This window comes from Klebsiella sp. TF21-TM (genome assembly GCF_019753495.1).
Taxonomy (GTDB): domain Bacteria; phylum Pseudomonadota; class Gammaproteobacteria; order Enterobacterales; family Enterobacteriaceae; genus Klebsiella; species Klebsiella quasipneumoniae.
The window spans coordinates 1-21,003 of sequence record NZ_JAIJYL010000045.1 but is presented as its reverse complement, the minus strand read 5'-3'; the positions used below and the strand labels follow the sequence as shown (position 1 = coordinate 21,003).

The 21,003-nt window shown below is 55.5% G+C and carries 18 protein-coding genes and 1 tRNA gene; 8 read left to right on the top strand and 11 right to left on the bottom strand.

What is annotated here, in order from left to right; genetic code table 11:
• Positions 1–116: 116 nt before the first annotated feature.
• Positions 117–192 (top strand) — tRNA-Ala (locus K5R89_RS25290).
• A 206-nt stretch (positions 193–398) separates the two neighbouring features.
• Positions 399–2,570, top strand: a complete 2,172-nt coding sequence (locus tag K5R89_RS25285) for an EAL domain-containing protein (RefSeq protein WP_049013226.1) — start codon at positions 399–401, stop codon at positions 2,568–2,570.
• A 47-nt stretch (positions 2,571–2,617) separates the two neighbouring features.
• Here K5R89_RS25285 and nupC read toward each other — a convergent pair whose 3' ends face one another.
• Complete coding sequence (gene nupC / locus K5R89_RS25280) at positions 2,618–3,820, bottom strand: nucleoside permease NupC (RefSeq protein WP_012540950.1); 1,203 nt, start codon at positions 3,818–3,820, stop codon at positions 2,618–2,620.
• 346 nt (positions 3,821–4,166) lie between these two features.
• Here nupC and K5R89_RS25275 point away from each other — a divergent pair, with 346 nt between their 5' ends.
• Positions 4,167–5,408 carry an Nramp family divalent metal transporter gene (locus K5R89_RS25275; protein WP_004202021.1) on the top strand — a complete coding sequence of 414 codons (1,242 nt, stop codon included), beginning with the start codon at positions 4,167–4,169 and terminating at the stop codon, positions 5,406–5,408.
• A 57-nt stretch (positions 5,409–5,465) separates the two neighbouring features.
• On the opposite strand, the gene K5R89_RS25270 is transcribed toward K5R89_RS25275, so the two are convergent.
• Both K5R89_RS25270 and mgrA read right to left on the bottom strand, forming a co-directional pair.
• Positions 5,466–5,825, bottom strand: coding sequence for a DUF2502 domain-containing protein (locus K5R89_RS25270; protein ID WP_023290584.1), 360 nt, complete (start codon positions 5,823–5,825; stop codon positions 5,466–5,468).
• 130 nt (positions 5,826–5,955) lie between these two features.
• Entirely contained in the window at positions 5,956–6,948 is a 993-nt protein-coding gene (gene mgrA / locus K5R89_RS25265; protein WP_217259623.1) for an L-glyceraldehyde 3-phosphate reductase, read from the bottom strand.
• A 180-nt stretch (positions 6,949–7,128) separates the two neighbouring features.
• On the opposite strand from mgrA, the gene K5R89_RS25260 reads away from it, so the two are divergent.
• The gene (locus tag K5R89_RS25260; protein ID WP_171882347.1) at positions 7,129–8,790 is read left to right on the top strand and encodes an alpha-keto acid decarboxylase family protein; all 1,662 of its coding nucleotides are present in this window, start codon (positions 7,129–7,131) and stop codon (positions 8,788–8,790) included.
• Here the strand turns inward: K5R89_RS25260 and K5R89_RS25255 are convergent.
• Entirely contained in the window at positions 8,787–10,022 is a 1,236-nt protein-coding gene (locus K5R89_RS25255) for an ion channel protein (protein WP_217259622.1), read from the bottom strand. The genes K5R89_RS25260 and K5R89_RS25255 overlap by 4 nt on opposite strands.
• Positions 10,023–10,285: 263 nt before the next feature.
• Between K5R89_RS25255 and glk the strand changes: the two genes are divergently transcribed.
• Positions 10,286–11,251 (top strand): glucokinase, encoded by a 966-nt coding sequence (glk, locus tag K5R89_RS25250; protein WP_004202027.1) that lies wholly within the window; start codon positions 10,286–10,288, stop codon positions 11,249–11,251.
• A 54-nt stretch (positions 11,252–11,305) separates the two neighbouring features.
• Here the strand turns inward: glk and K5R89_RS25245 are convergent, their stop codons facing one another.
• Together K5R89_RS25245 and K5R89_RS25240 are read right to left on the bottom strand one after the other, a co-directional pair.
• Positions 11,306–12,043: a LytTR family DNA-binding domain-containing protein gene (locus K5R89_RS25245; protein ID WP_023290580.1), complete on the bottom strand. Its 738-nt coding sequence runs from the start codon at positions 12,041–12,043 to the stop codon at positions 11,306–11,308.
• Between the two features lie 11 nt (positions 12,044–12,054).
• Entirely contained in the window at positions 12,055–13,752 is a 1,698-nt protein-coding gene (locus K5R89_RS25240; protein ID WP_023290579.1) for a sensor histidine kinase, read from the bottom strand.
• 383 nt (positions 13,753–14,135) lie between these two features.
• Between K5R89_RS25240 and alaC the strand changes: the two genes are divergently transcribed.
• Complete coding sequence (gene alaC / locus K5R89_RS25235) at positions 14,136–15,350, top strand: alanine transaminase (protein ID WP_004202031.1); 1,215 nt, start codon at positions 14,136–14,138, stop codon at positions 15,348–15,350.
• Positions 15,351–15,420: 70 nt separating this feature from the next.
• On the opposite strand, the gene ypdK is transcribed toward alaC, so the two are convergent.
• The 3 genes from ypdK to K5R89_RS25220 all read right to left on the bottom strand — a co-directional run bounded on the left by ypdK (position 15,421) and on the right by K5R89_RS25220 (position 17,481).
• On the bottom strand, positions 15,421–15,492 hold the full coding sequence (gene ypdK / locus K5R89_RS25230; protein WP_099119320.1) for a membrane protein YpdK: 72 nt from the start codon (positions 15,490–15,492) through the stop codon (positions 15,421–15,423).
• A 337-nt stretch (positions 15,493–15,829) separates the two neighbouring features.
• A complete protein-coding gene (locus K5R89_RS25225) occupies positions 15,830–17,026 on the bottom strand; it encodes a CynX/NimT family MFS transporter (RefSeq protein ID WP_044524297.1) in 1,197 nt (398 codons plus the stop codon).
• Complete coding sequence (locus K5R89_RS25220; protein ID WP_023290577.1) at positions 17,023–17,481, bottom strand: nucleoside deaminase; 459 nt, start codon at positions 17,479–17,481, stop codon at positions 17,023–17,025. Before K5R89_RS25220 ends, K5R89_RS25225 begins: the two co-directional genes overlap by 4 nt.
• A gap of 132 nt (positions 17,482–17,613) precedes the next feature.
• On the opposite strand from K5R89_RS25220, the gene cynR reads away from it, so the two are divergent.
• Entirely contained in the window at positions 17,614–18,522 is a 909-nt protein-coding gene (gene cynR / locus K5R89_RS25215; RefSeq protein WP_072420950.1) for a transcriptional regulator CynR, read from the top strand.
• Between the two features lie 30 nt (positions 18,523–18,552).
• Here the strand turns inward: cynR and K5R89_RS25210 are convergent, their stop codons facing one another.
• Together K5R89_RS25210 and K5R89_RS25205 are read right to left on the bottom strand one after the other, a co-directional pair.
• The gene (locus tag K5R89_RS25210) at positions 18,553–19,413 is read right to left on the bottom strand and encodes a hypothetical protein (protein WP_032428953.1); all 861 of its coding nucleotides are present in this window, start codon (positions 19,411–19,413) and stop codon (positions 18,553–18,555) included.
• Positions 19,414–19,773: 360 nt separating this feature from the next.
• On the bottom strand, positions 19,774–20,256 hold the full coding sequence (locus tag K5R89_RS25205; RefSeq protein ID WP_023290574.1) for a WbuC family cupin fold metalloprotein: 483 nt from the start codon (positions 20,254–20,256) through the stop codon (positions 19,774–19,776).
• 553 nt (positions 20,257–20,809) lie between these two features.
• Here K5R89_RS25205 and K5R89_RS25200 point away from each other — a divergent pair.
• A partial coding sequence (locus tag K5R89_RS25200) for a type VI secretion system contractile sheath small subunit (protein WP_142293041.1) occupies positions 20,810–21,003 on the top strand: 194 nt, incomplete at its 3' end.

Genomic DNA, 21,003 nt, shown 5'->3' with positions numbered 1-21,003 from the left:
GGGCTATAGCTCAGCTGGGAGAGCGCTTGCATGGCATGCAAGAGGTCAGCGGTTCGATCCCGCTTAGCTCCACCAAATTCTGCACCCAGCGGATTTGGTTCGTAAAGAGGTCCTGTGGGGCTATAGCTCAGCTGGGAGAGCGCTTGCATGGCATGCAAGAGGTCAGCGGTTCGATCCCGCTTAGCTCCACCAAAATTCAGAAACCTCGCTTCGGCGGGGTTTTTTTTTATCTATTTTCATGTAAAGCACTTTCTGGTTACGTCAGTTAATCTCCAGCTATTAAAATCGAAAGTAATTTCAGACTTTTTCCTGATAATTCACCTTGCTTGCCCTAAATAAGCAACATAACATTTCCCCCATTAAACGTAATGAGGTTGCCGGAGTTTTAATTAACAATAATGGTTGATAAAATTAACATTAATATCAAAAAAACTCTGTTGGCCTTTATCGTCTGTTTAGTCGCTATTCCGCTGGCTCGTTTTATTTCACCGCAAACGGTTATTGATGGCAATCTTATTTATATTGCCTGGCTGCCAATCAGCGTAATGTTTTCTGTTATTTTTATCTTTGGTCGCTATGCGATTGCGCCATTAATTCTCGCATTTGCCATTACCAATAGCCTGATAATTAAATTAACGCTACCGCAGGCGTTTATCTTACTCTTTTGTCAGCTGTTTGCGGTGTTCGTCTCCTGCGCTATTCTAAGACTGATGGTGGGTAAGCGCTGGCGCTGTGGTCCAACGGCGAAACATATGGGGGCGCGGATCTTCTGGGGCGGGTTCTTCGCGCCGGTGCTGCTGAAAATCACCATGTACCTCGCCGGACAATATTTTGCGTTTCCCCTATCTATTACCAGCTATTTTGGTAGTATGCCGTTGATTTACACCGTAATAGATATTCAAAGTTTAATCAGCGCAGCATTAATTTTTACCACCTTTTTATATTATCCAATGCGGATGATTATCAATCCACGCTACGCTCGACGATTCTGGCGGCAGGAATGTTTACCGTGGCTGGCAGCAAAATATCGTTCCTTTACGCTATATTGGTTTATCGCGCTGGCGGTGATATTAACGCTATTGTGTGCGCCGTATCAGTCTGAATTTATTGCCGGTTATTTAGTTCCGGTGATTTTTATCGTCTACTTTATCGGGATTAGCCGGATTGGTCATGCGCTGCTGCGTATTTCATGGTCGGTCTCGGCTTTTTTACTGGTGGTGTATAACAAAAACTTTCTCCAGGGCGTCCAAAGCGAGTATTCATTATCCTTTGTTCTGTCAGTGTTGATCTCCTTTACTATCTGTTTGTTTTATATGGCAGACACCTATGCCCGCAGCGATCGCAATAAACGCCGCTGGCGTAGTCAGGCGGAAGAAGATCCGCTGACTGGCTTGCCTAACCTGCGCGCGCTGGAGAGCCATTTACAAAGCTGTCCGCAGCAGGTTATCTGCAGCCTGCGTATTCATAATCTCGACTTTCTCAGCAGGCATTATGGCCTGATGATGGGGGTGGACTGTAAACGGCAGATTATTCGGGCGCTGCAACCGCTGCTGGGGGCGGCGGATAAAGTTTTCCAGGTGCCGGGCAGCGAACTGATCCTCGTGCTTGATGGACCGGAACCCTCATCCCGTTTGCACCATATGGTCGCGGTTCTCAACCACAAAAAATTCAGCTGGCACAATCAGCCGCTGGATCTGGAGTTTGGCGCGGCCTGGGGCCGCGACGACGGTCAGCGCGAGGGACTTCACCAGATGCTGGGTCAGCTAAGCTGGCTTTCCGAACAGGCGGGCAGCGAACGTCGGGTGCTGGCGCTGGATGAGGAGCAGGAGCTGGTGGTGGATCAAACCACCGAGCAGGTGCGCCTCCTCATGCGCGTCAAGCAGGTGCTCAAAGAGCGGGCGCTCATGCTCTATGCGCAACCGATTCAGAACAGGGAAGGGGAGGGATATCATGAGATCCTCACCCGGATGCGCTGTGGCGATAGCGTCATTATGCCCGATCAGTTTATCCCGTTGATTGTGCAGTTTAACCTCAGCCAACGTTTCGACATGCTGGTGCTGGAGACCTTGTTCAGCGTGCTTCATCAGCACGCTGGCCAGCGATTCTCGGTCAATCTGCTGCCTGCAACCCTGATGCAAAAGGATAGCGCCGCGCAGATTATCGCGCTGTTTCAACGCTATGCGGTCTCACCAGACCTTATCACTATTGAAGTCACTGAAGAGCAGGCCTTTTCCAATGCCGACATCAGCCGGCAAAATCTTGAAGCGCTGCGCGCGTTTGGCTGCGCCATCGCCATTGATGACTTTGGCACCGGATATGCGAACTATGAACGACTGAAGCATCTCCAGGCCGATATCATCAAGATTGACGGCTGCTTCGTCCGCGACATCCTCACTGACCCGCTGGACGCCATTATGGTGAAATCGATTGTCGAGATGGCGCGGGCGAAACGGATGAGCGTGGTGGCGGAATATGTCGAAAGCGAACCGCAAAAAGCGCGCTTGCTGGAGCTGGGGGTGAATTATCTGCAGGGCTACCTGGTGGGCAAGCCCCAGCCGCTGGGCGAATGACGGGTAAAAAAAGCCGGGCATCGCCCGGCTCAGATGACAGGCGCCTGTTACAGAACCAGAGCCGCAATAGAAGCAGACAGGACGCTGACCAGCGTGGAGCCGTAAACCAGCTTCAGACCGAAGCGAGAAACCACGTTGCCCTGTTCTTCGTTCAGACCTTTGATCGCCCCGGCGATGATGCCGATAGACGAGAAGTTGGCGAAGGAGACCAGGAAGATAGAGATAATGCCTTCCGCGCGCGGGGAGAGCGTCGAGGCGATTTTCTGCAGATCCATCATGGCGACGAATTCATTGGAGACCAGCTTGGTAGCCATAATACTGCCCACCTGCAGCGCTTCGCTTGCCGGCACGCCCATCACCCAGGCGACCGGGTAGAAGATATAGCCAAGGATCCCCTGGAAGGAGATGCTGTAGCCGAACCAGCCGGTCACAGTGGCGAACAGGGCGTTCAGCGCGGAGATCAGCGCGATGAAGCCGATCAGCATCGCCGCCACGATAATCGCGACTTTAAAGCCCGCCAGAATGTACTCGCCCAGCATCTCGAAGAAGCTTTGGCCTTCGTGCAGATTCGACATCTGCAGATTTTCTTCACTCTCTTCCACACGGTACGGGTTAATCAACGACAGAACGATAAAGGTGCTGAACATGTTGAGCACCAGCGCCGCGACGACGTACTTCGGCTGCAGCATGGTCATGTATGCGCCAACGATGGACATCGATACGGTGGACATCGCGGTCGCCGCCATGGTGTACATACGGTTGCGCGACATTTTGCCGAGAATATCTTTATAGGCAATAAAGTTTTCCGACTGGCCGAGGATCAGCGAGCTGACGGCGTTGAAGGACTCCAGCTTGCCCATGCCGTTGATTTTCGACAGCACGGTACCGATGGCGCGAATAACAATCGGCAGGATGCGAATATGCTGCAAAATACCGATCAACGCGGAAATGAAGACGATAGGGCACAGAACCTTAAGGAAGAAGAAGGCCAGACCTTTGTCGTTCATGCTGCCGAACACGAAGTTTGTCCCTTCGTTGGCAAAGCCGAGAAGTTTTTCAAACATCTCGGAGAAGCCTTTCACAAAACCCAGACCAATATCGGAGTTCAGGAAGAACCAGGCCAGCAGGACTTCAATGACAAGCAGTTGAACAACATAACGAATACGGATCTTTTTACGGTCATGACTGACCAACAGGGCCAGTATAGCCACCACAACGATCGCGAGGACAAAATGCAAGACGCGGTCCATAGTTGCTCCAAATATGAGGCAGGTTAAATTTCCGTGCACATTCTATGCAACGGCTTTAAAGAAAACGAGATCAATTGCACACTATTGCAAGGAACTGTGACCAATGGCAAAAATAGTGATCAAACATCCACTTTTGTTATGTTACGTAAAGGTTTTAAAAGTTGCATTCTTGTACTACTCTTAATAGCGGGCGCGATCGGGTTTACTGACGCCCGTTTTTCATTTCCGGCCAGCAATTGTTCCCTCCTATCACAGCAATCATTATCTCCATTCTAAATGAACTTGATAATCATTCGCATTTTGATAGCATGAAACATAGCAAAGGCTATATTTCCAGAGGCAGAAGATGACTAGCAGTCGCGTTGAGAATAGCAGTAGTCGCGCCGCGCGCAAGGTGAAGCTCGCCTTAATGGGGCCAGCTTTCGTCGCTGCCATTGGCTATATCGATCCGGGTAATTTCGCCACGAATATTCAGGCTGGCGCCAGCTTTGGCTATCAGCTGCTGTGGGTGGTGGTATGGGCCAACCTGATGGCAATGCTGATCCAGGTGCTCTCTGCCAAACTCGGCATTGCCACCGGTAAAAACCTGGCCGAGCAGATCCGCGACCATTACCCGCGCCCGGTAGTGTGGTTTTACTGGGTGCAGGCGGAAATCATTGCCATGGCCACCGACCTGGCCGAATTTATCGGCGCTGCGATTGGCTTTAAGCTGGTGCTGGGCGTATCGCTTCTGCAAGGGGCGGTGCTGACCGGGGTGGCGACCTTCCTGATCCTGATGCTGCAGCGGCGCGGACAAAAACCGCTGGAGAAGGTGATTGGCGGCTTGCTGCTGTTTGTTGCCGTCGCCTATGTCGTTGAGTTGATCTTTTCCCAGCCCGCGCTGGCTCCCCTGACCAAAGGGCTGGCGATCCCTACGCTGCCCAACGGCGAGGCGGTATTCTTAGCCGCCGGGGTGCTGGGGGCCACCATTATGCCGCACGTGATCTACTTACACTCCTCGCTTACCCAGCACCTGCACGGCGGGACGCGAAAAGAGCGCTATAACGCGACCCGCTGGGATGTGGCGATCGCCATGACCATTGCCGGGTTCGTCAACCTGGCGATGATGGCGACCGCCGCGGCGGCATTCCATTTCAATGGCCATACCGGCGTCGCCGATCTTGATCAGGCTTACAGAACGCTGGAGCCGCTGCTGAGCCATGCGGCGGCGACCATCTTTGGCCTCAGCCTGGTCGCTGCAGGTTTATCATCGACGGTGGTGGGGACTCTCGCAGGTCAGGTGGTCATGCAGGGCTTCATTCGCTTTCATATTCCGCTGTGGTTTCGCCGGGCGGTCACTATGCTGCCGTCGTTTGTCGTCATTCTGCTGGGGCTGGATCCAACGCGCATCCTGGTGATGAGTCAGGTGTTGCTGAGCTTTGGTATTGCGCTTGCCCTGGTACCGCTGCTGATATTTACCAGCAATGCAAAGCTAATGGGAGACCTGGTGAATACCCGCTGGGTGAGAGGCATCGGCTGGGCGATAGTCGCGATTGTGGTGAGCCTGAACGGCTGGTTAATTGTGGGATCGTTGCTCGGGGTGGATTAATGGCCTCCTGATGCGGAACAAAGTGAAGGGGAGCCGATGGGCTCCCCTTTTCGTCTGTTAGTGATGGCCATGTCCATGACCGTGACCACGCCCGCCGGGACCACGTCCCCAGCCGCCGCGGCGATCGTCGCGGTCGCTCCAGCCGGCGCGATAGCCGCGCTCCCAGGCTTTATCTCTGCCTTTGTACCAGCCTTTGTGCCAGCCGTTGTCATGACGATGCCAACGGTTATCACGCCATTCATAGTGACGACGCCAGTAATCACGGTCGCGCCAGCTGCCACCGTCCCAGTAGTTACCGTAATTGTCACGATCGCCAATTTGTAATTTTATCGATGGCAACAGGGTGATTTCACCAGCGTTAGCGACTAATGGCGCTGCGGCCAGCAGTACTGCTGCCAGAATCAGTGACCTGAACATACTCTTCTCCTTCACGATCGGGGCCCTAAGCGGCCTGTTAACGTGATATTACGGGCCGGTAAAGACCTATCGCATCGGACGAACTCCGAAAGCACAGAAAAGAGCACTTTTTGCTAAAGTAACATTTGCTTTACAGCGCCAGGATGGCATCAATCGCGGCGCACTCTTCGGCGCTGAAATGACGATGTTTCAGCATTCCGACAGCGTCATCCAGCTGGGCGGTTTTGCTGGCGCCGATCAGCACGGAGGTGACTTTCTCCTCGCGCAGCACCCAGGCCAGCGCCATCTGCGACAGCTTCTGCCCGCGTGCTTCCGCCAGCGTATTCAGCTGACGAATTTTTTCTAATCTGGCGCTGGTCAGCTGCTCCGGCTGCAGAAAACGACTGCTGCTGGCGGCACGTGAGTCTGCCGGAATGCCGTTGAGATAGCGGTCGGTGAGCTGTCCGCCGGCCAGCGGTGAAAACGCTATACTTCCCACCCCTTCCGTCTGCAAAAAATCCAGCAGCCCCTCTTCCACGCCGCGTTCAAACATGGAGTAGCGGGGCTGGTGAATGACGCAGGGGGTGCCGAGATCGTTAAGGATCTTCACCGCCTCCCGCGCCTGGGCCAGCGGATAGTTGGAGATGCCGACGTACAGCGCTTTACCCTGACGGACAAGGTGATCAAGCGCGCGCATCGTTTCCGTCAGCGGTGTTTCCGGGTCCGGGCGGTGATGATAAAAAATATCGATATATTCCAGCCCCATGCGCTGCAGGCTCTGGTTAAGGCTGGCCACCAGATATTTGCGTGAACCCCAGTCGCCGTAAGGGCCGTCCCACATGGTGTAGCCCGCCTTGGTGGAGATGATCAACTCATCGCGATAGGGCAGGAGCGCCTCTTTGAGGATGCGGCCAAAATTGCTCTCCGCCGAGCCCGGCGGCGGCCCATAGTTGTTGGCCAGGTCGAAATGGGTAATGCCGAGGTCAAATGCGTGCTGGAGCATCTGCCGGCTGGTTTCCACCCGCGTTTCATCGCCAAAGTTATGCCACAGACCGAGAGAAATTGCCGGCAGCTGAAGGCCGCTGCGGCCGCAGCGACGATAGGCCATCGTTTGATATCGCGTGGTACTTGCCTGGTAAACCATTCTTCCTCCGCAGATAAAACAGGGTGTGTATACGTTTACACTAATCAATGTTCTGCGTGGAGTACATCGCTTTTTCGGCGTAATTATTGCTTTACACCGCCTTTATCACCCCCTTTCTGGACAGGCGGATCGCTTATTCAATACTCAAATTACACCTGCGCCAAAATGAGGAAAATGGATATGCAACCGACTTACACTATTGGGGATTATCTGCTGGATCGCCTCGTCGACTGCGGTATTGACCGCTTGTTCGGCGTGCCGGGAGATTACAACTTACAGTTTCTCGACCGGGTCATTGCGCACAATGCGTTGGGGTGGGTCGGCTGCGCCAACGAGCTCAATGCGGCCTATGCTGCTGACGGTTATGCACGCATTAAGGGAGCCGGTGCGTTACTAACAACCTACGGCGTCGGCGAACTGAGCGCCCTGAACGGCGTGGCGGGCAGCTATGCGGAGCATATTCCGGTATTACATATCGTCGGCGCGCCCTCCACTGGCGCTCAGCAGCGCGGCGAACTGCTGCATCACACCCTGGGCGACGGCGATTTCCGCCATTTTGCGCGGATGAGCGAGCAGATCACCTGTAGCCAGGCGCTGCTGACCGCCGGCAACGCCTGCCATGAGATCGACCGTGTTCTGCGCGATATGCTGACGCATCATCGGCCTGGCTATCTGATGCTGCCGGCCGATGTCGCCAGAGCGGCAGCGATTGCCCCAGCGCAGCGCTTGCTGGTGGAGGCCGCTCCGGCGGATGAAAACCAGCTCGCCGGATTCTGCGAGCATGCCAGCCGCCTGCTGCGGGGCAGTCGACGCATCTCCCTGCTGGCGGACTTCCTCGCGCAACGCTATGGCCTGCAAAACACGCTCCGGGAATGGGTAGCGAAAACCCCCGTCGCCCACGCCACCATGCTAATGGGCAAGGGGCTGTTCGATGAGCAGCAGAGAGGTTTTGTCGGCACCTACAGCGGTATCGCCAGCGCGCCGCAGACCCGGGAGGCCATCGAAAACGCCGACACCATCATCTGCATCGGCACGCGCTTCACCGACACCATCACCGCAGGATTCACCCAGCATCTGGCGCGGGATAAGACGATAGAGATCCAGCCCTTCGCGGTCAGGGTGGGCGATCACTGGTTCAGCGGCGTGCCGATGGATCAGGCACTGGCTGCGCTGATGACCCTTTCCGCACCGCTGGCGGCGGAGTGGGCTGCGCCTCAGGTCGTGGCGCCGGAAGTGGAGGAGGAGGCCGACGGCGAACTCACGCAGAAAAATTTCTGGGCGACGGTGCAGGGGGCGCTGCGTCCCGGCGATATTATTCTCGCCGACCAGGGGACGGCCGCCTTCGGCATTGCCGCGCTGAAGCTGCCGTCAGGGGCGTCGCTGATCGTCCAGCCGCTGTGGGGCTCGATTGGTTTTACCCTCCCGGCCGCCTATGGCGCGCAAACCGCGGCGGCAGAGCGGCGGGTGGTGCTGATCGTCGGCGATGGCGCCGCCCAGCTGACGATTCAGGAGATGGGCTCTATGCTGCGCGATAAGCAAAAGCCGCTTATTCTGCTGCTGAATAACGAAGGGTATACCGTGGAGCGGGCGATTCACGGCCCGGAGCAGCGCTACAATGACATTGCCCTGTGGGACTGGCGACGCCTGCCGGAAGCCTTCGCCCCGGACGTTGCCTCGCGCTGCTGGCGGGTTACGCACACCGATGAGCTACGGGAGGCGATGGCGGAGAGCATCACCTCCGATACGCTCACCCTGGTGGAAGTGATGCTGCCGAAAATGGATATCCCCGATTTCCTGCGCGCGGTGACGCAGGCGCTGGAGGAACGAAACAGCCGCGTTTAGTCGGTATGGTGTCTGGCAATCATCAAGGGCCTCCCGGCCAGCAGCAGCCAGGCCGGGAGCATCACAATGCACAGCAGCGGCAGCAGCGTGGTGTCCGGCACCACCACGGCGGCCATAAACAGGCTCAGCCAGCCGTCGCGGGTGACGACCAGCACCATGCCGAGGATCGCGCAGGAGACGGTGATCGCCGCCGGCACGGCGTCCACGTGGGCATGCAGCATCAGCCCCAGCGCCACGCCGACGAAGACCGCGGGGAAAATCCGCCCGCCGCGAAAGCCGCAGGCCGAGGCGAGAACCAGCGCAGCCAGTTTAACCAGCGCGATGAGCAGATAATCCGAGGCGGTCAGCGTCTGGCTGAAGGCCAGCTGCTGCATCTCATCCAGCCCCTTAAACAACGTTAAATGTCCGCCAATGGTCCCGAGGATCCCTAACAGCAAGCCGCCGAGGCCCAGCGTCAGGATCGGGTTTTTCAGGCGATGCATCAGCGTGTGCAGGCGCGGCAGACACCAGACGGCGACCATACCGACGGCGATAGCGATCAGGGCGACGATCATGCCGCTGACAATATCGACGAAGTGCATCTGGCTATAGTGTGGGAGCGGCAGCGTGAAGTGGGGGTGGAAAAACAGCCCGGTGGTCAGCGCGCCCGCGGCGGCGGCAAGCATCGGGGCAAACAGACGATCCCATAGCGGCGACTCGTTGCTGCTGTTGAGGGTTTGCGAAAAAATCAGCGCGGCGGCCACCGGGGTGCCGAAGAGGGCGCCGATGGTGCCTGAGGCCGCGAGAATGGTCCAGTCAAGAGAGCTGACCCGCGGGAACAGTCGGGAGCCGACGGCGACGGCCAGCGCAATATTCACCACCATAATCGGATGCTCCGGGCCGAGGCTGACGCCGCCGGCGAGGCCAAGGATCAGCGCCGCCAGCAGCCCGGGCAGCGCGCCGGTGGCAATGGGCGCGCCGATTAACGACTCGGTCGCCGGGTCCGGCCCGGCATGCCCCGGGCTGTAACGGACGATCAGGCCCACCGCGATCCCCGTCGCCGTGAGAATGGCGATGATCCACAGCGGGTTCTCGGCGCTTACTCCAAACTGCACAGGCAGATTGCTCCACAGGATGCGCTGCAGCAACGCGGCAATCTTCATCGCGCCGATCAGGATCAGACTGGAGGCGATGCCAATCAGGATAGCCGGCACCGACAGGATCAGCATTGTTCTGGCGCGAGGATGGAGCATGAAAATGTCCTTGTTAAAGTTCAGGAGCACTACTTTGCCTTTGTCGGCGGGGACCGTCGATGCAAATGGTGCTGAAACGATAAAGTTAAGGCGGCGTCTGATACCCGTGGCCTCGTTAATAGGCTACTTTGCATTGATTACAAACTAAATGTGACCTGTGTCGCTAAACAAGGGGCGTCCGCGAGTTGGACGTTGTTGTTAAGCCGCCATGAATTTACAGTGTGCCAAAAGATTTATTTTGACTTTAGCGGAGCCGTAACGGAATGACAAAATTTGCTTTAGTAGGAGATGTCGGGGGGACCAACGCCCGCCTGGCGCTGTGTGATCTGGCGAGCGGAGAGATCTCTCGTGCAAAGACCTATTCCGGGCTCGATTATCCCAGTCTGGAGGCGGTGGTGCGCGTCTATCTCGAGGAGCATCAGGTGACGGTCAGCGAAGGCTGTATCGCTATCGCCTGCCCGATCACCGGCGACTGGGTGGCGATGACCAACCATACCTGGGCCTTCTCCATCGCCGAGATGAAGCGCAACCTTGGCTTTGCGCACCTGGAGATTATCAACGATTTCACCGCCGTTTCAATGGCCATCCCGATGCTGAAAGCCGAGCACCTGATTCAGTTCGGCGGCAGCGCGCCGGTAGCCGGCAAACCGATCGCCGTTTATGGCGCCGGAACCGGGCTGGGCGTAGCCCATCTGGTACACGTTGATAAGCGCTGGGTCAGCCTGCCGGGCGAAGGCGGCCATGTCGATTTTGCGCCGAACAGCGAAGAAGAGGGCATTATTCTGGAAGAGCTGCGCGCTGAGCTGGGGCATGTCTCCGCAGAACGCGTCCTCTCCGGTCCTGGTCTGGTCAATCTTTATCGCGCGATAGTCAAATCGGATGGTCGACTGCCGGAGAACCTGCAGCCGCGTGAGGTCACCGAGCGGGCGCTGGCGGATAGCTGCACCGACTGTCGCCGGGCGCTGTCGCTGTTCTGCGTCATTATGGGGCGCTTCGGTGGAAACCTGGCGCTGACCCTGGGGACGTTTGGCGGCGTCTATATCGCTGGCGGCATCGTGCCGCGCTTCCTGGAGTTCTTTAAAGCCTCCGGCTTCCGCGGCGGTTTTGAGGACAAAGGTCGTTTTAAAGCCTATGTCCAGGATATCCCGGTTTACCTGATCGTGCATGACAACCCAGGCCTGCTGGGCTCCGGCGCGCATCTGCGTCAGACGCTGGGTCAAGTGCTGTAAGCGCATTCCTCCCGGGCTACTGTCGTAGCCCGGCCAGGCGGGGAGCCCCGCCGTCTACAGATTCATCAGCTGGCGAAACTCTTTCACTTTACTGCGACTGACCGGAACCTGAAACTCCAGGTCGCGCAGGCGTAGCACATAGGTATTGTTAAACCACGGCTCAATTTCCCGAATTTTGCTGAGATTCACACAGTACGAGCGGTGACAGCGAAAGAAATGTGCGGTGGGCAGTTTGCTGCAGAATTCGGTAATGTTCATCGGCATGACGAATGACTCCCGGCGAGTGTAGACGAAAGTCATCTTCTCGTGCGCCTCGGCATAATAGATATCATGAATGCTGGTGACGATGATCCGCTCATCTTTTATCAGATTGATGGTGTCGTTTTCCCGAGGCGCCACGCTGGTTAACCCGGAAGCGGCGTTATTCTGCTGCTGCCAGGCGGCGGTCAGCTTCTGCAGCATATTGATGATGCGCGACTCCTGGTAGGGCTTCAGAATGTAGTCAAACGCCTCTAGCTCAAAGGCTTCCACGGCGTGTTCTTTCCACGCGGTGATAAAGACGATAAAAGGCTTATGGGCGAACTGGCTGATGTTCTGCGCCAGCAGAACGCCGTCCAGCGATGGAATATTGATATCGAGAAAGATGGCGTCGACCTTGTTGTGCTGGAGAAATTTCAGCACGTCCAGTCCGTCGTCAAAGCTGCCGACGATCTCCATCTGGCTGTGGGTGTTGATAAGCCAGGAGAGTTCCTGTTGGGCCAGAAACTCATCCTCCACAATGATAACTTTCATCTTTTCTCCGCTCATGACAACAGAGACTCCGTCAGCGCCTGCGGCGTAGAGTGATTGGGGACATAAAAAGCGATCTCCGTTCCTGGCGTCAGGGTGCGGATATGCAGCCCCTCGCCATAGAGAAGTTTCACCCGATGATGAACGTTGAGCAGGCCGATTTTGTTACCCGGCATTTCATCGGCTTCCACGCGGGCGACCACGGCGGGATCGATGCCGTTGCCGGTGTCGCGAACGCTGATGCGAACCCGATTACCGCACTCATTGATACCGATCGTCACCACGCCTTTCCCTTTACACGGCTGAATGCCGTGCACAATGGCATTTTCCACCAGAGGCTGGATAAGCAGGCTTGGGATCACGCAGCTGACGTCGTCGTCAATATCATAGATAACCGTCAGTTTGTCGCCGAATCGCGCCTGTTCAATGGCGATGTAATCTTTGATCTGATACAGCTCTCGTTTGATATCAATCTGCTCATCGTCTTTTAATTCGATGTTATAGCGCAGATAGCGCGACAGATTAAAAATGAGCTGGCGCGCGGTGTCCGGATTAAGGCGAATCGAGGAGGAGATCGCGTTCAGGGCATTGAATAAAAAGTGCGGGTTAATCTTGCTTTGCAGAGCGCGCAGCTCCGCTTTGTTGGCCATCTCCCGTAGCTGTTCGGCGCGGGAAACCTCCAGCTGGGTGGAGATGATTTGTGACAGGCCTATCGCCATCTCCTGCAGCGTCGAGGTGATGCGATGGGCGTGGCAGTAATAGATTTTTAGCGTACCGGTGACCACCCCTTTTTCCCACAGCGGAATGACCATCAAGGAGTGGATCTCCGGCGTGCGGTGGGCTTCATCATTGTTTTTAATAATGATTTTTCCATAACGGATGGCCTGTCGGGTGGTGGGACTGATGACATCGTTATGATGTTGATAGTTGGCTTCACCGACGCCCACGTAGGCCAGCACGTGTTCCGTATTGGTGATCGCCACCGCGTCGGCGGTAATGTCGCGGCGGATAATGTCGCAAACCTGGCGCAGAGAATCGCTGTTGACCTGACGGAACAGCGGCAGGGTTTTGTTGGCAATGTCGAGCGCCAGTTTCGCCTGCCGCGCGGCGCTGGCCTCCTTTTCCCCTTCCACGCTCTGCACCAGCAGCACGATAAAACCGATGCAGACGCTGCCGAGGATCATCGGGATACCAATTTTCGAAACAATATCCACGCCGAGGCTGAGGGAAGGGGCCCAGATCACCACCAGGATCATGGTCAGAGTCTCGCAGACCATTCCGGCCAGAATGCCGATTTTCCAGCGTTGATCGCGGGCCACTTTGCGGTTAATCAACCCCGACAGCAGGCCGGCGATGATGCTGGTGATAAAGCAGGGCACGGCGGTCACGCCGTCAATATCAATCAGATAGCGGTGCACACCGGCAATCACCCCGACAATGGCCCCCACCCAGGGACCAAACAGGATCCCGCCGGACATCACGGCGATGATGCGCACGTTTACCAGCGATCCTTCCACCGGCACACCGGACCAGGTACTGAAGAGCGCGAACAGCGAGAAAATGGCGGTGACAGCCAGCAGCTCTTTCGGCGTATGCGCCGACTTATGCAACAGTTCGCGGAACAGGCGCAGGCGAATGAGAAAAAACAGGCAAATAAGCATCAGGGCCGCACGATCATAGACCGCCAGCATCATAGTAAAGATTTCGTGCATGGGTGCGCCGCGTCAGTGGCCAGAAAAGGACATGATAAAAAACCTGACGACAGAAGACCAGACGCAGAAAAATAATGAGGAAAAGGCGCACTTTTAAAAGGGGATTGAGGGGTGGGGAGGCGATGTACCGCCAGACGCCAGAAGAAACGATAAATACCCGTGATAGAAAAGATATCAATATGTTACCACTTGCAGACAAAACGGTATTCATCCCGCAGCGTACTGCCGTATTTAGCGCAGACGATACCCGTTTTTAACGCCAGTGATTATTTTTCGTCAGGGCACTCGACAACGTGATTTTTTTCAGGTTATTTTCTAAACGAGCCGCAACAGCGGCAGCGTCGCTCGGACGGTCCGGGCGCTAACGTTAATCAGAGGAACCTATGGCTGAATCCAGTCCTGAACGCCGTTTTACGCGTATCGATCGTCTCCCCCCGTACGTTTTTAATATTACTGCCGAACTGAAAATGGCTGCGCGCCGGCGCGGCGAAGATATTATTGATTTCAGTATGGGCAATCCCGATGGCGCGACGCCGCCGCATATCGTGGAAAAACTCTGCACCGTCGCCCAGCGGCCTGACACCCATGGTTACTCTACCTCGCGGGGGATCCCACGCCTGCGTCGCGCTATTTCGCGCTGGTACGAAGAACGCTATAACGTCGATATCGATCCGGAATCGGAAGCGATCGTCACCATTGGTTCGAAAGAGGGGCTGGCGCACCTGATGCTGGCGACGCTGGATCATGGCGACACCGTGCTGGTGCCGAACCCCAGCTACCCGATCCATATCTACGGCGCGGTGATTGCCGGGGCGCAGGTGCGCTCGGTGCCGCTGGTGGAAGGGGTGGATTTCTTTAACGAACTGGAACGCGCCATCCGCGAGAGCTATCCGAAGCCGAAGATGATGATCCTTGGCTTTCCCTCGAATCCGACCGCGCAGTGCGTCGAGCTGGATTTCTTTGAAAAGGTTGTCGCTCTGGCGAAGCAGTATGACATCCTGGTCGTCCACGATCTGGCCTATGCCGATATCGTGTATGACGGCTGGAAAGCGCCCTCCATCATGCAGGTGCCCGGCGCGCGCGATGTCGCCGTCGAGTTCTTTACCCTGTCGAAAAGCTATAACATGGCCGGCTGGCGCATTGGCTTTATGGTTGGTAATAAGACCCTGGTGAACGCGCTTGCCCGCATCAAAAGCTACCATGACTACGGCACGTTTACGCCGCTGCAGGTGGCGGCGATCGCTGCCCTGGAGGGCGATCAGCAATGCGTGCGGGATATCGCTGAACAGTATAAGCGCCGCCGCGATGTGCTGGTGAAAGGGCTCCATGAGGCCGGCTGGATGGTGGAGTGTCCGAAAGCGTCCATGTACGTCTGGGCGAAAATTCCGGAACCTTATGCCGACATGGGCTCGCTGGAGTTCGCGAAAAAGCTGCTTAACGAAGCGAAGGTTTGCGTTTCTCCGGGGATTGGCTTTGGCGATTATGGCGATACCCATGTCCGCTTCGCGCTGATCGAGAACCGGGACCGGACGCGTCAGGCGATCCGCGGCATTAAGGCGATGTTCCGCGCGGATGGCTTGCTGCCTGCCGCGAGCTAGCGCTTCGGCGAATACGCTATAACAAAAACGGGAGCCTCTGGGCTCCCGTTTTTTTTGACACCGCTGCAGTCTAGATCATCAGGGCAAAAGTACCGGCCCAAACGATGACCATAAAAGAGAGGCCCATAAAGAAGTATTTCACGACTCATCACTCCACGCGCTTATGCGACGTTCAAATGAATTAATTGTTCTGTTTTTCAAGGGCTGTCGCTGGTGAAATCTCACCCTGCGGCAGCTCGCAATTCTGTGCGTTAAGTGCTCCAGATGGCGCTAATGTACGCCTAAAAAATCAGGGAAACAAGAGGCATTTTTTTATTAATTTTTAGTTACTTACGAGTGTCGTGATTCGGCGACACATTAATTTCGCCCGGTAATAAATTTAGCGCCAGCGACGCTGCGAAAACGGGTTTCTCATCAGGGCGATTAGCGGGGCTAGTCAGGCTTGGCGCGCGGCATTCACGTTGCCACGCGCCACCGGTTTAATGCAGATCAGAGGCGCGCTGTCGCCACTCGGCAGGGTAGTGTGCCGGGATAAAGCGCAGCGTGATCGCCATGAGTAACAGGACACAGAGCGCATGCCAGGACCAGTCAAGGGTGTAGTTCCCGCTCAGGCTACGCAGCAGGCCGGAAAGCCAGGGAGACAGGCCGGCGATAATAAATCCGATACCCTGCATAAAGGCTACCAGCCGGCCGGCCACCGTCGGTTGTCCGGCATGATCGAGGGCCAGAACCAGGCACAGGGGAAACGCGCCGCCCAGACCGACGCCGCAGGCGAGAGCCCAGAGCGCGGAGAAGTGCTGCGGCAGCCAGATGAAGCCGCAGAAGCCAATCAGCTGGAGCGCCAGAGCAAACAGCAGAAGCTGGCGCCGGTCATCCTGGCGAGCCAGCGCCGGCAGCAGCAGCGCGCCCGCGGTTTGCCCAACCGTCAGCAACGCCAGCAGCGAGCCGCTGTACTGGGCGCTGTCGCCAAGCTGCATATAATAGGGCGGCAGCCAGGCGATCAGACTGGCGTAGCCGGCATTGATCAGTCCGAAATAGAGCCCCAGCGTCCAGGCGCGGCGCTGGCCAATAATCGCTACCCGGGGGGCGGCGCTGGTCTGATGCGGAGCACGGGGCAGGTGCCGGCAAATCGCCAGCCAGCTGAGCAGGGCGAGGAGGGCGGGGAGCGCCCACCAGGCCAGCGCATCCCGCCAGGCTGTGCTGTGCGACGCCAGCCACGGCGTTAACGCGGCGCCCAACCCGCCACCGCCCATTAGCGCGGCTGACCATAGCCCCATTACCAGCGGCGTCCGTCGGGCGAATAAGCGCTTAATCACCGCCGGGATGGCAGCCTGGATGATGCCGATGCCAACGCCTCCGGCCAGGGCGCTGGTGAGCAGTAGGCCGCTATTCGGGGCGATTTCCCGCAACAGGGCGCCCGCCGCGATAATCAGCAGGCTTAGCGCAATGCTACGGTTTTGACCGACATGACGATCGACCCAGCCGCCGGCCAGCGCCAGCACGCCCATCGCTACCACCGGCAGGGCGGTCAGTAGCGCGGCCAGGGTATAGCTCATCCCGCTGGCGGCGCGGATCTCCGGAAGCAAAGGGCCGATGGAGGTGAGCAGCGGCCGCATATTTATGCCGATCAGCACCAGGATCCCCAGCGTCAGATTCTGTCGCAACACGGCTTTCATGGCTGCTGTTCCGCCCACCGCTGATAAACTGCCAGCCCCTCCGGCTGGGGGCGATGATGGATCGGCAACGTCTGCTGCGCCAGCGGCTGCTGCAACTGCTGATAAATCGCGGCGGTAGATAGCTGAAAAGGCTCTCCGTCCTGATTGCTGTTGGCGAAAAATACTTCCCGCACGCCGGTTAAATAGAGTGCGCTAAGACACATCGGACAAGGCTGTCCGCTGGCGTAAATAACGCATTCGCGCAGAACTTCGCTTCCCAGCCTGGCGGCAATATCGCGAACGGCATTCAGTTCGGCATGCGCCGTTGGGTCGCCGCTCAGATGAAAGGTGTTGACGGCTTCGGCGACAACCTCGTTATGGCGCACCATCACGGCGCCAAAGGGGCGACCACCGTGGGTTGTGTTGTGTTTTGCCAGCGCTAAGGCGCGCTGGAGATAGCGATCGTGAGCGGACATAGTCACTCCTGCATAAGATGATGTTCAAGGTAAAAGAGGCAACGGGTCGTGCGTAGAGGGTACGTAACTTGTTTCATAAGTTAAAAGACTTATTTATGATGAACCCTAGTTGAATTACTTATAGGTAAGCGGATGCTCCTGCGCCATCTTTCCTACTTTATCGCTGTGGCAGAACACCGTGGCTTTACCCGCGCCGCCGCGGCGCTGCACGTCTCCCAGCCGGCGCTGTCACAGCAGATCCGCCAGCTGGAAGCCATGCTGGAGGTTCAGCTTTTCGACCGCTCTGGCCGTTATATCCGGTTAACCGATGCCGGAGAGATCTGGCTGGAGTATGCCCGCCGGGCGTTACGCGATCTTGAGGAGGGGCGGCGCGCTCTGCATGACGCTGAGGATCTGCAGCGCGGCAAACTCCGCATTGCCATGACGCCGACCTTCACCACCTATATGCTGGGACCGCTGGTGGAAAACTACTATCGACGCTACCCCGGCGTGAAATTGCTGATCCAGGAGATGAACCAGGAGCGCATGGAAATGATGTTGCTGCAGGATGAACTGGATGTCGGCATCGCCTTTGACGACAGTCGTTCCCCGGATATTGTCGTTCAGCCGCTGCTGACGGAAACCCTCGCGCTGGTGGTGAGCCGCACGCATCCTCTGGCCAGAGAGAACGCGCTCAGGCTGCAGGCGCTCGACGCGCAGCCGCTGATTTTACTGAGCAGCGAGTTTGCCACCCGGGAGCAGATCGATCGTTATTGTCGTCGTCATCGGCTCGAACCTGACGTGCAGATGGAGGCCAACTCTATCGGCGCCGTTCTGTCGGTCATTCGGCGAACGCCCCTTGCGACACTGCTGCCGGCGGCGATCGCCGGGCAGTATGATGATGTGGTGGCGATTGAGCTGGAACCCGCGCTGCTGCAGCGAACGGCCTGTTTGCTCCAGCGCAGGGATGCGTGGCAGAGCGCCGCGGCACGCGAATTTATCGCCCTGGCGCGGGAGATTGCGCTAACGCTTGAGCAGGAAAAGCGCCTGCCTCCTGCCTGAAGGCGTGCGTCGCTCGGCGGCGAGCCAGGATTAACGGTGGGCTGCGTTGCTGGTGTCGGCCTCGTCGGGCAGGGCATTCTCTCTAAGCATGACTTCCTCCTTAAGCCTTTCCAGCACGTGATGAAAGAGCTGGGTCTTGTCTGGCTCAGCCATGGTCTGCAATTTCACATTAAATAAAGTATGGGACAGAATAAGATCGTGGATAAATTCCAGCAGTACCTCACTTTGCGGAAGTGAAGTTAATTCCTGATGGATATAACCGGTTTGTTGCCGTAGCGGATTTTTTGTGACATCCATCGGTCGGGCGCTAATGCTATGGGCAAATATTTTCTCAATTGCCTGACTGGTAATATAGAGCCGATTCAATGACAGGATGGGGTTTTCGGCTTCCTGCGGAATGAAGTGACAATAAACAAACGGTTTCTCAGGCAGCATCATGCTGAACCTGTTTTCACGATGAATATCGTTAGGCGCCTCCAGCAACGCCATTAAATTCCGGCTGTGCGGATGCCAGAGTCCTGAAGCTGTGACCTTGACGTTGAACTGCGTGACGGTATTCCCGCTCTGGGTTTCCATGACGGGAATATCGCCATCAATCCGCAAAATGCTATGGATATGGGAGTGTGGCGACCAGTAGGTTTCCAGCGTCTCAGATGAATTGAGTGGATTAAATGTGTTGGTTACCTCTTTTTCCTGATGAGAAAGGACGGCGAGTTTTAGTGTTCCCCGCGTCGGGTTAAGCTTCAGGCATAGATTGATCGCACCGATATCATGCCAGTGAAGAATGTCTTCAATTTCACAGTTTAATAATTTTTGCGCCCGGGAAAGGGAACAATACTCCATTGGCGGTAAATTATTTAATTTCCAGATATTCCGTTCTGTTATATTCATAAGGATTGTTTATTGCAGAAAAATAGCGGTCAGTATTAGCAATGAAAATCTGATGGTCATGTGCTTTTTTTTGTTAACGTCGCTGGTCTGATTGATGAAATTCATTCATGTTGAGAATATTATATCAATAAGATGATTATTCTTATTGTTACGTCAGCCATTCACTTGATGGTGTAATCCTATCATTAATTTCGCTCGAGAAAAATAGTTTGCTTAGCGCCTGAATACAACACTTTTTTTTATTAACGACCTCGACGAGAGGGAACGCATCATGAAGAGAATGTGGATCTTGAAATCAATGCCTGGACGACAGGGATAACGCAAACGGATGCTCGCGGCATCCGTTTGCGGCGGCCAAGCTTACCGGGTTACAGAGGGATAGCGATCTCCTGGCTGCGCGATGGCATACCAGGCCATCATCTCCGCGGTACCCGGCTGACCTTCTGCTGGCGCCCAGTCCATAGTGTCGATTTCAGCAAGCGGTTGATAAGCGCCTTGTTTGACTTCAAATACCATTCCACCAGCGTCGAGTGAGAGCACCGTATGCCAGGTGCCAGGCTCCATTTCCAGCGCCGTGCAGGTTTCACCCAGCACCACCCGGTTAGTGATCGCGCCATGATCATCAAAATTTAGCACCACAAAGCGACCTTTCAGCGGCAGCAAAAGTTCAAAGGTATGTCGGTGCCGGTGCGGGCGGATATAGGTGCCGGGTTCCATAGCGATAGCCAGACGCTGCACCGGGTCGCTCAGCTCAGGGTGAAAATTGCGATGGGCACGTAAGCGCGGGGAACTGGCCGCCGCTTCGCTCTGCTGCTGCATATCGCTAAGGGTGATCTGTTTCATATCAACGCCTGGCTCCTTTGTTGTCCAGAGAGTGTTGCATCGGGATAGCGGCTTGTGACCGAGTCACCCAAAAGGCATTGTACGAATAAATGCGAGTCATGTAACTTAATCATCTGTAACAGATAATATTGTCACATCGCCACTGCATGTAGGTGGCCGTAGAAATGTAAAAGCAAGATGTTTTGTGCTGAGTATCAGGTCAAACATGTGCAGTACATCTTTTGCTATAACTATTCATGCTGCAATATCAATAAAGTTATTAATATTGAAGCTTGTAATATGGCAATATTGACTTAAAGCAAATTTATGCAATTTATTAAAATGGGTCATGTGATGTTTTGATAACGTGTAGTTTTTAATACTTTATGAATTTTCGTTTTTTTATATTTGACGCGCTAATCATTCATTGTTGATATGAATTATTGCTGTATTTGTTCTGTAGTTTTACTCATTGCAAGCGGCTTGCTGTTTTGTTGAGCGCTGTTTTATTATTACGCTTAATTAAGTGTCAAGCGAAGATGTGTATGATAATTAACTAAGGGAAGAGACAGAAGTGACTGATACGTTCCAGAATGAAGTGCCTAAGGCTCGCATTAATCTTAAATTATCTCTCCACACCGGCGGCTTGCAAAAAAAGGTTGAGCTGCCATTAAAGCTACTTACCATTGGTGATTTTAGTCACGGTAAAGAAAACCGGCCATTATCGGAAAGAGAAAAAATTAACGTCAATAAAAATAACTTTAACAG

What these genes read in the sequence shown, in the direction of transcription:
- alaC (WP_004202031.1), top strand. Translation starts at nt 14,136, where the DNA reads ATGGCTGAATCCAGTCCTGAACGCCGTTTTACGCGTATCGATCGTCTC.
- mgrA (WP_217259623.1), bottom strand. Translation starts at nt 6,948, where the DNA reads ATGGTTTACCAGGCAAGTACCACGCGATATCAAACGATGGCCTATCGT.
- K5R89_RS25220 (WP_023290577.1), bottom strand. Translation starts at nt 17,481, where the DNA reads ATGTCCGCTCACGATCGCTATCTCCAGCGCGCCTTAGCGCTGGCAAAA.
- K5R89_RS25225 (WP_044524297.1), bottom strand. Translation starts at nt 17,026, where the DNA reads ATGAAAGCCGTGTTGCGACAGAATCTGACGCTGGGGATCCTGGTGCTG.
- glk (WP_004202027.1), top strand. Translation starts at nt 10,286, where the DNA reads ATGACAAAATTTGCTTTAGTAGGAGATGTCGGGGGGACCAACGCCCGC.
- K5R89_RS25245 (WP_023290580.1), bottom strand. Translation starts at nt 12,043, where the DNA reads ATGAAAGTTATCATTGTGGAGGATGAGTTTCTGGCCCAACAGGAACTC.
- K5R89_RS25275 (WP_004202021.1), top strand. Translation starts at nt 4,167, where the DNA reads ATGACTAGCAGTCGCGTTGAGAATAGCAGTAGTCGCGCCGCGCGCAAG.
- K5R89_RS25270 (WP_023290584.1), bottom strand. Translation starts at nt 5,825, where the DNA reads ATGTTCAGGTCACTGATTCTGGCAGCAGTACTGCTGGCCGCAGCGCCA.
- nupC (WP_012540950.1), bottom strand. Translation starts at nt 3,820, where the DNA reads ATGGACCGCGTCTTGCATTTTGTCCTCGCGATCGTTGTGGTGGCTATA.
- cynR (WP_072420950.1), top strand. Translation starts at nt 17,614, where the DNA reads ATGCTCCTGCGCCATCTTTCCTACTTTATCGCTGTGGCAGAACACCGT.
- K5R89_RS25210 (WP_032428953.1), bottom strand. Translation starts at nt 19,413, where the DNA reads ATGAATATAACAGAACGGAATATCTGGAAATTAAATAATTTACCGCCA.
- K5R89_RS25205 (WP_023290574.1), bottom strand. Translation starts at nt 20,256, where the DNA reads ATGAAACAGATCACCCTTAGCGATATGCAGCAGCAGAGCGAAGCGGCG.
- K5R89_RS25240 (WP_023290579.1), bottom strand. Translation starts at nt 13,752, where the DNA reads ATGCACGAAATCTTTACTATGATGCTGGCGGTCTATGATCGTGCGGCC.
- K5R89_RS25260 (WP_171882347.1), top strand. Translation starts at nt 7,129, where the DNA reads ATGCAACCGACTTACACTATTGGGGATTATCTGCTGGATCGCCTCGTC.
- K5R89_RS25255 (WP_217259622.1), bottom strand. Translation starts at nt 10,022, where the DNA reads ATGCTCCATCCTCGCGCCAGAACAATGCTGATCCTGTCGGTGCCGGCT.
- K5R89_RS25285 (WP_049013226.1), top strand. Translation starts at nt 399, where the DNA reads ATGGTTGATAAAATTAACATTAATATCAAAAAAACTCTGTTGGCCTTT.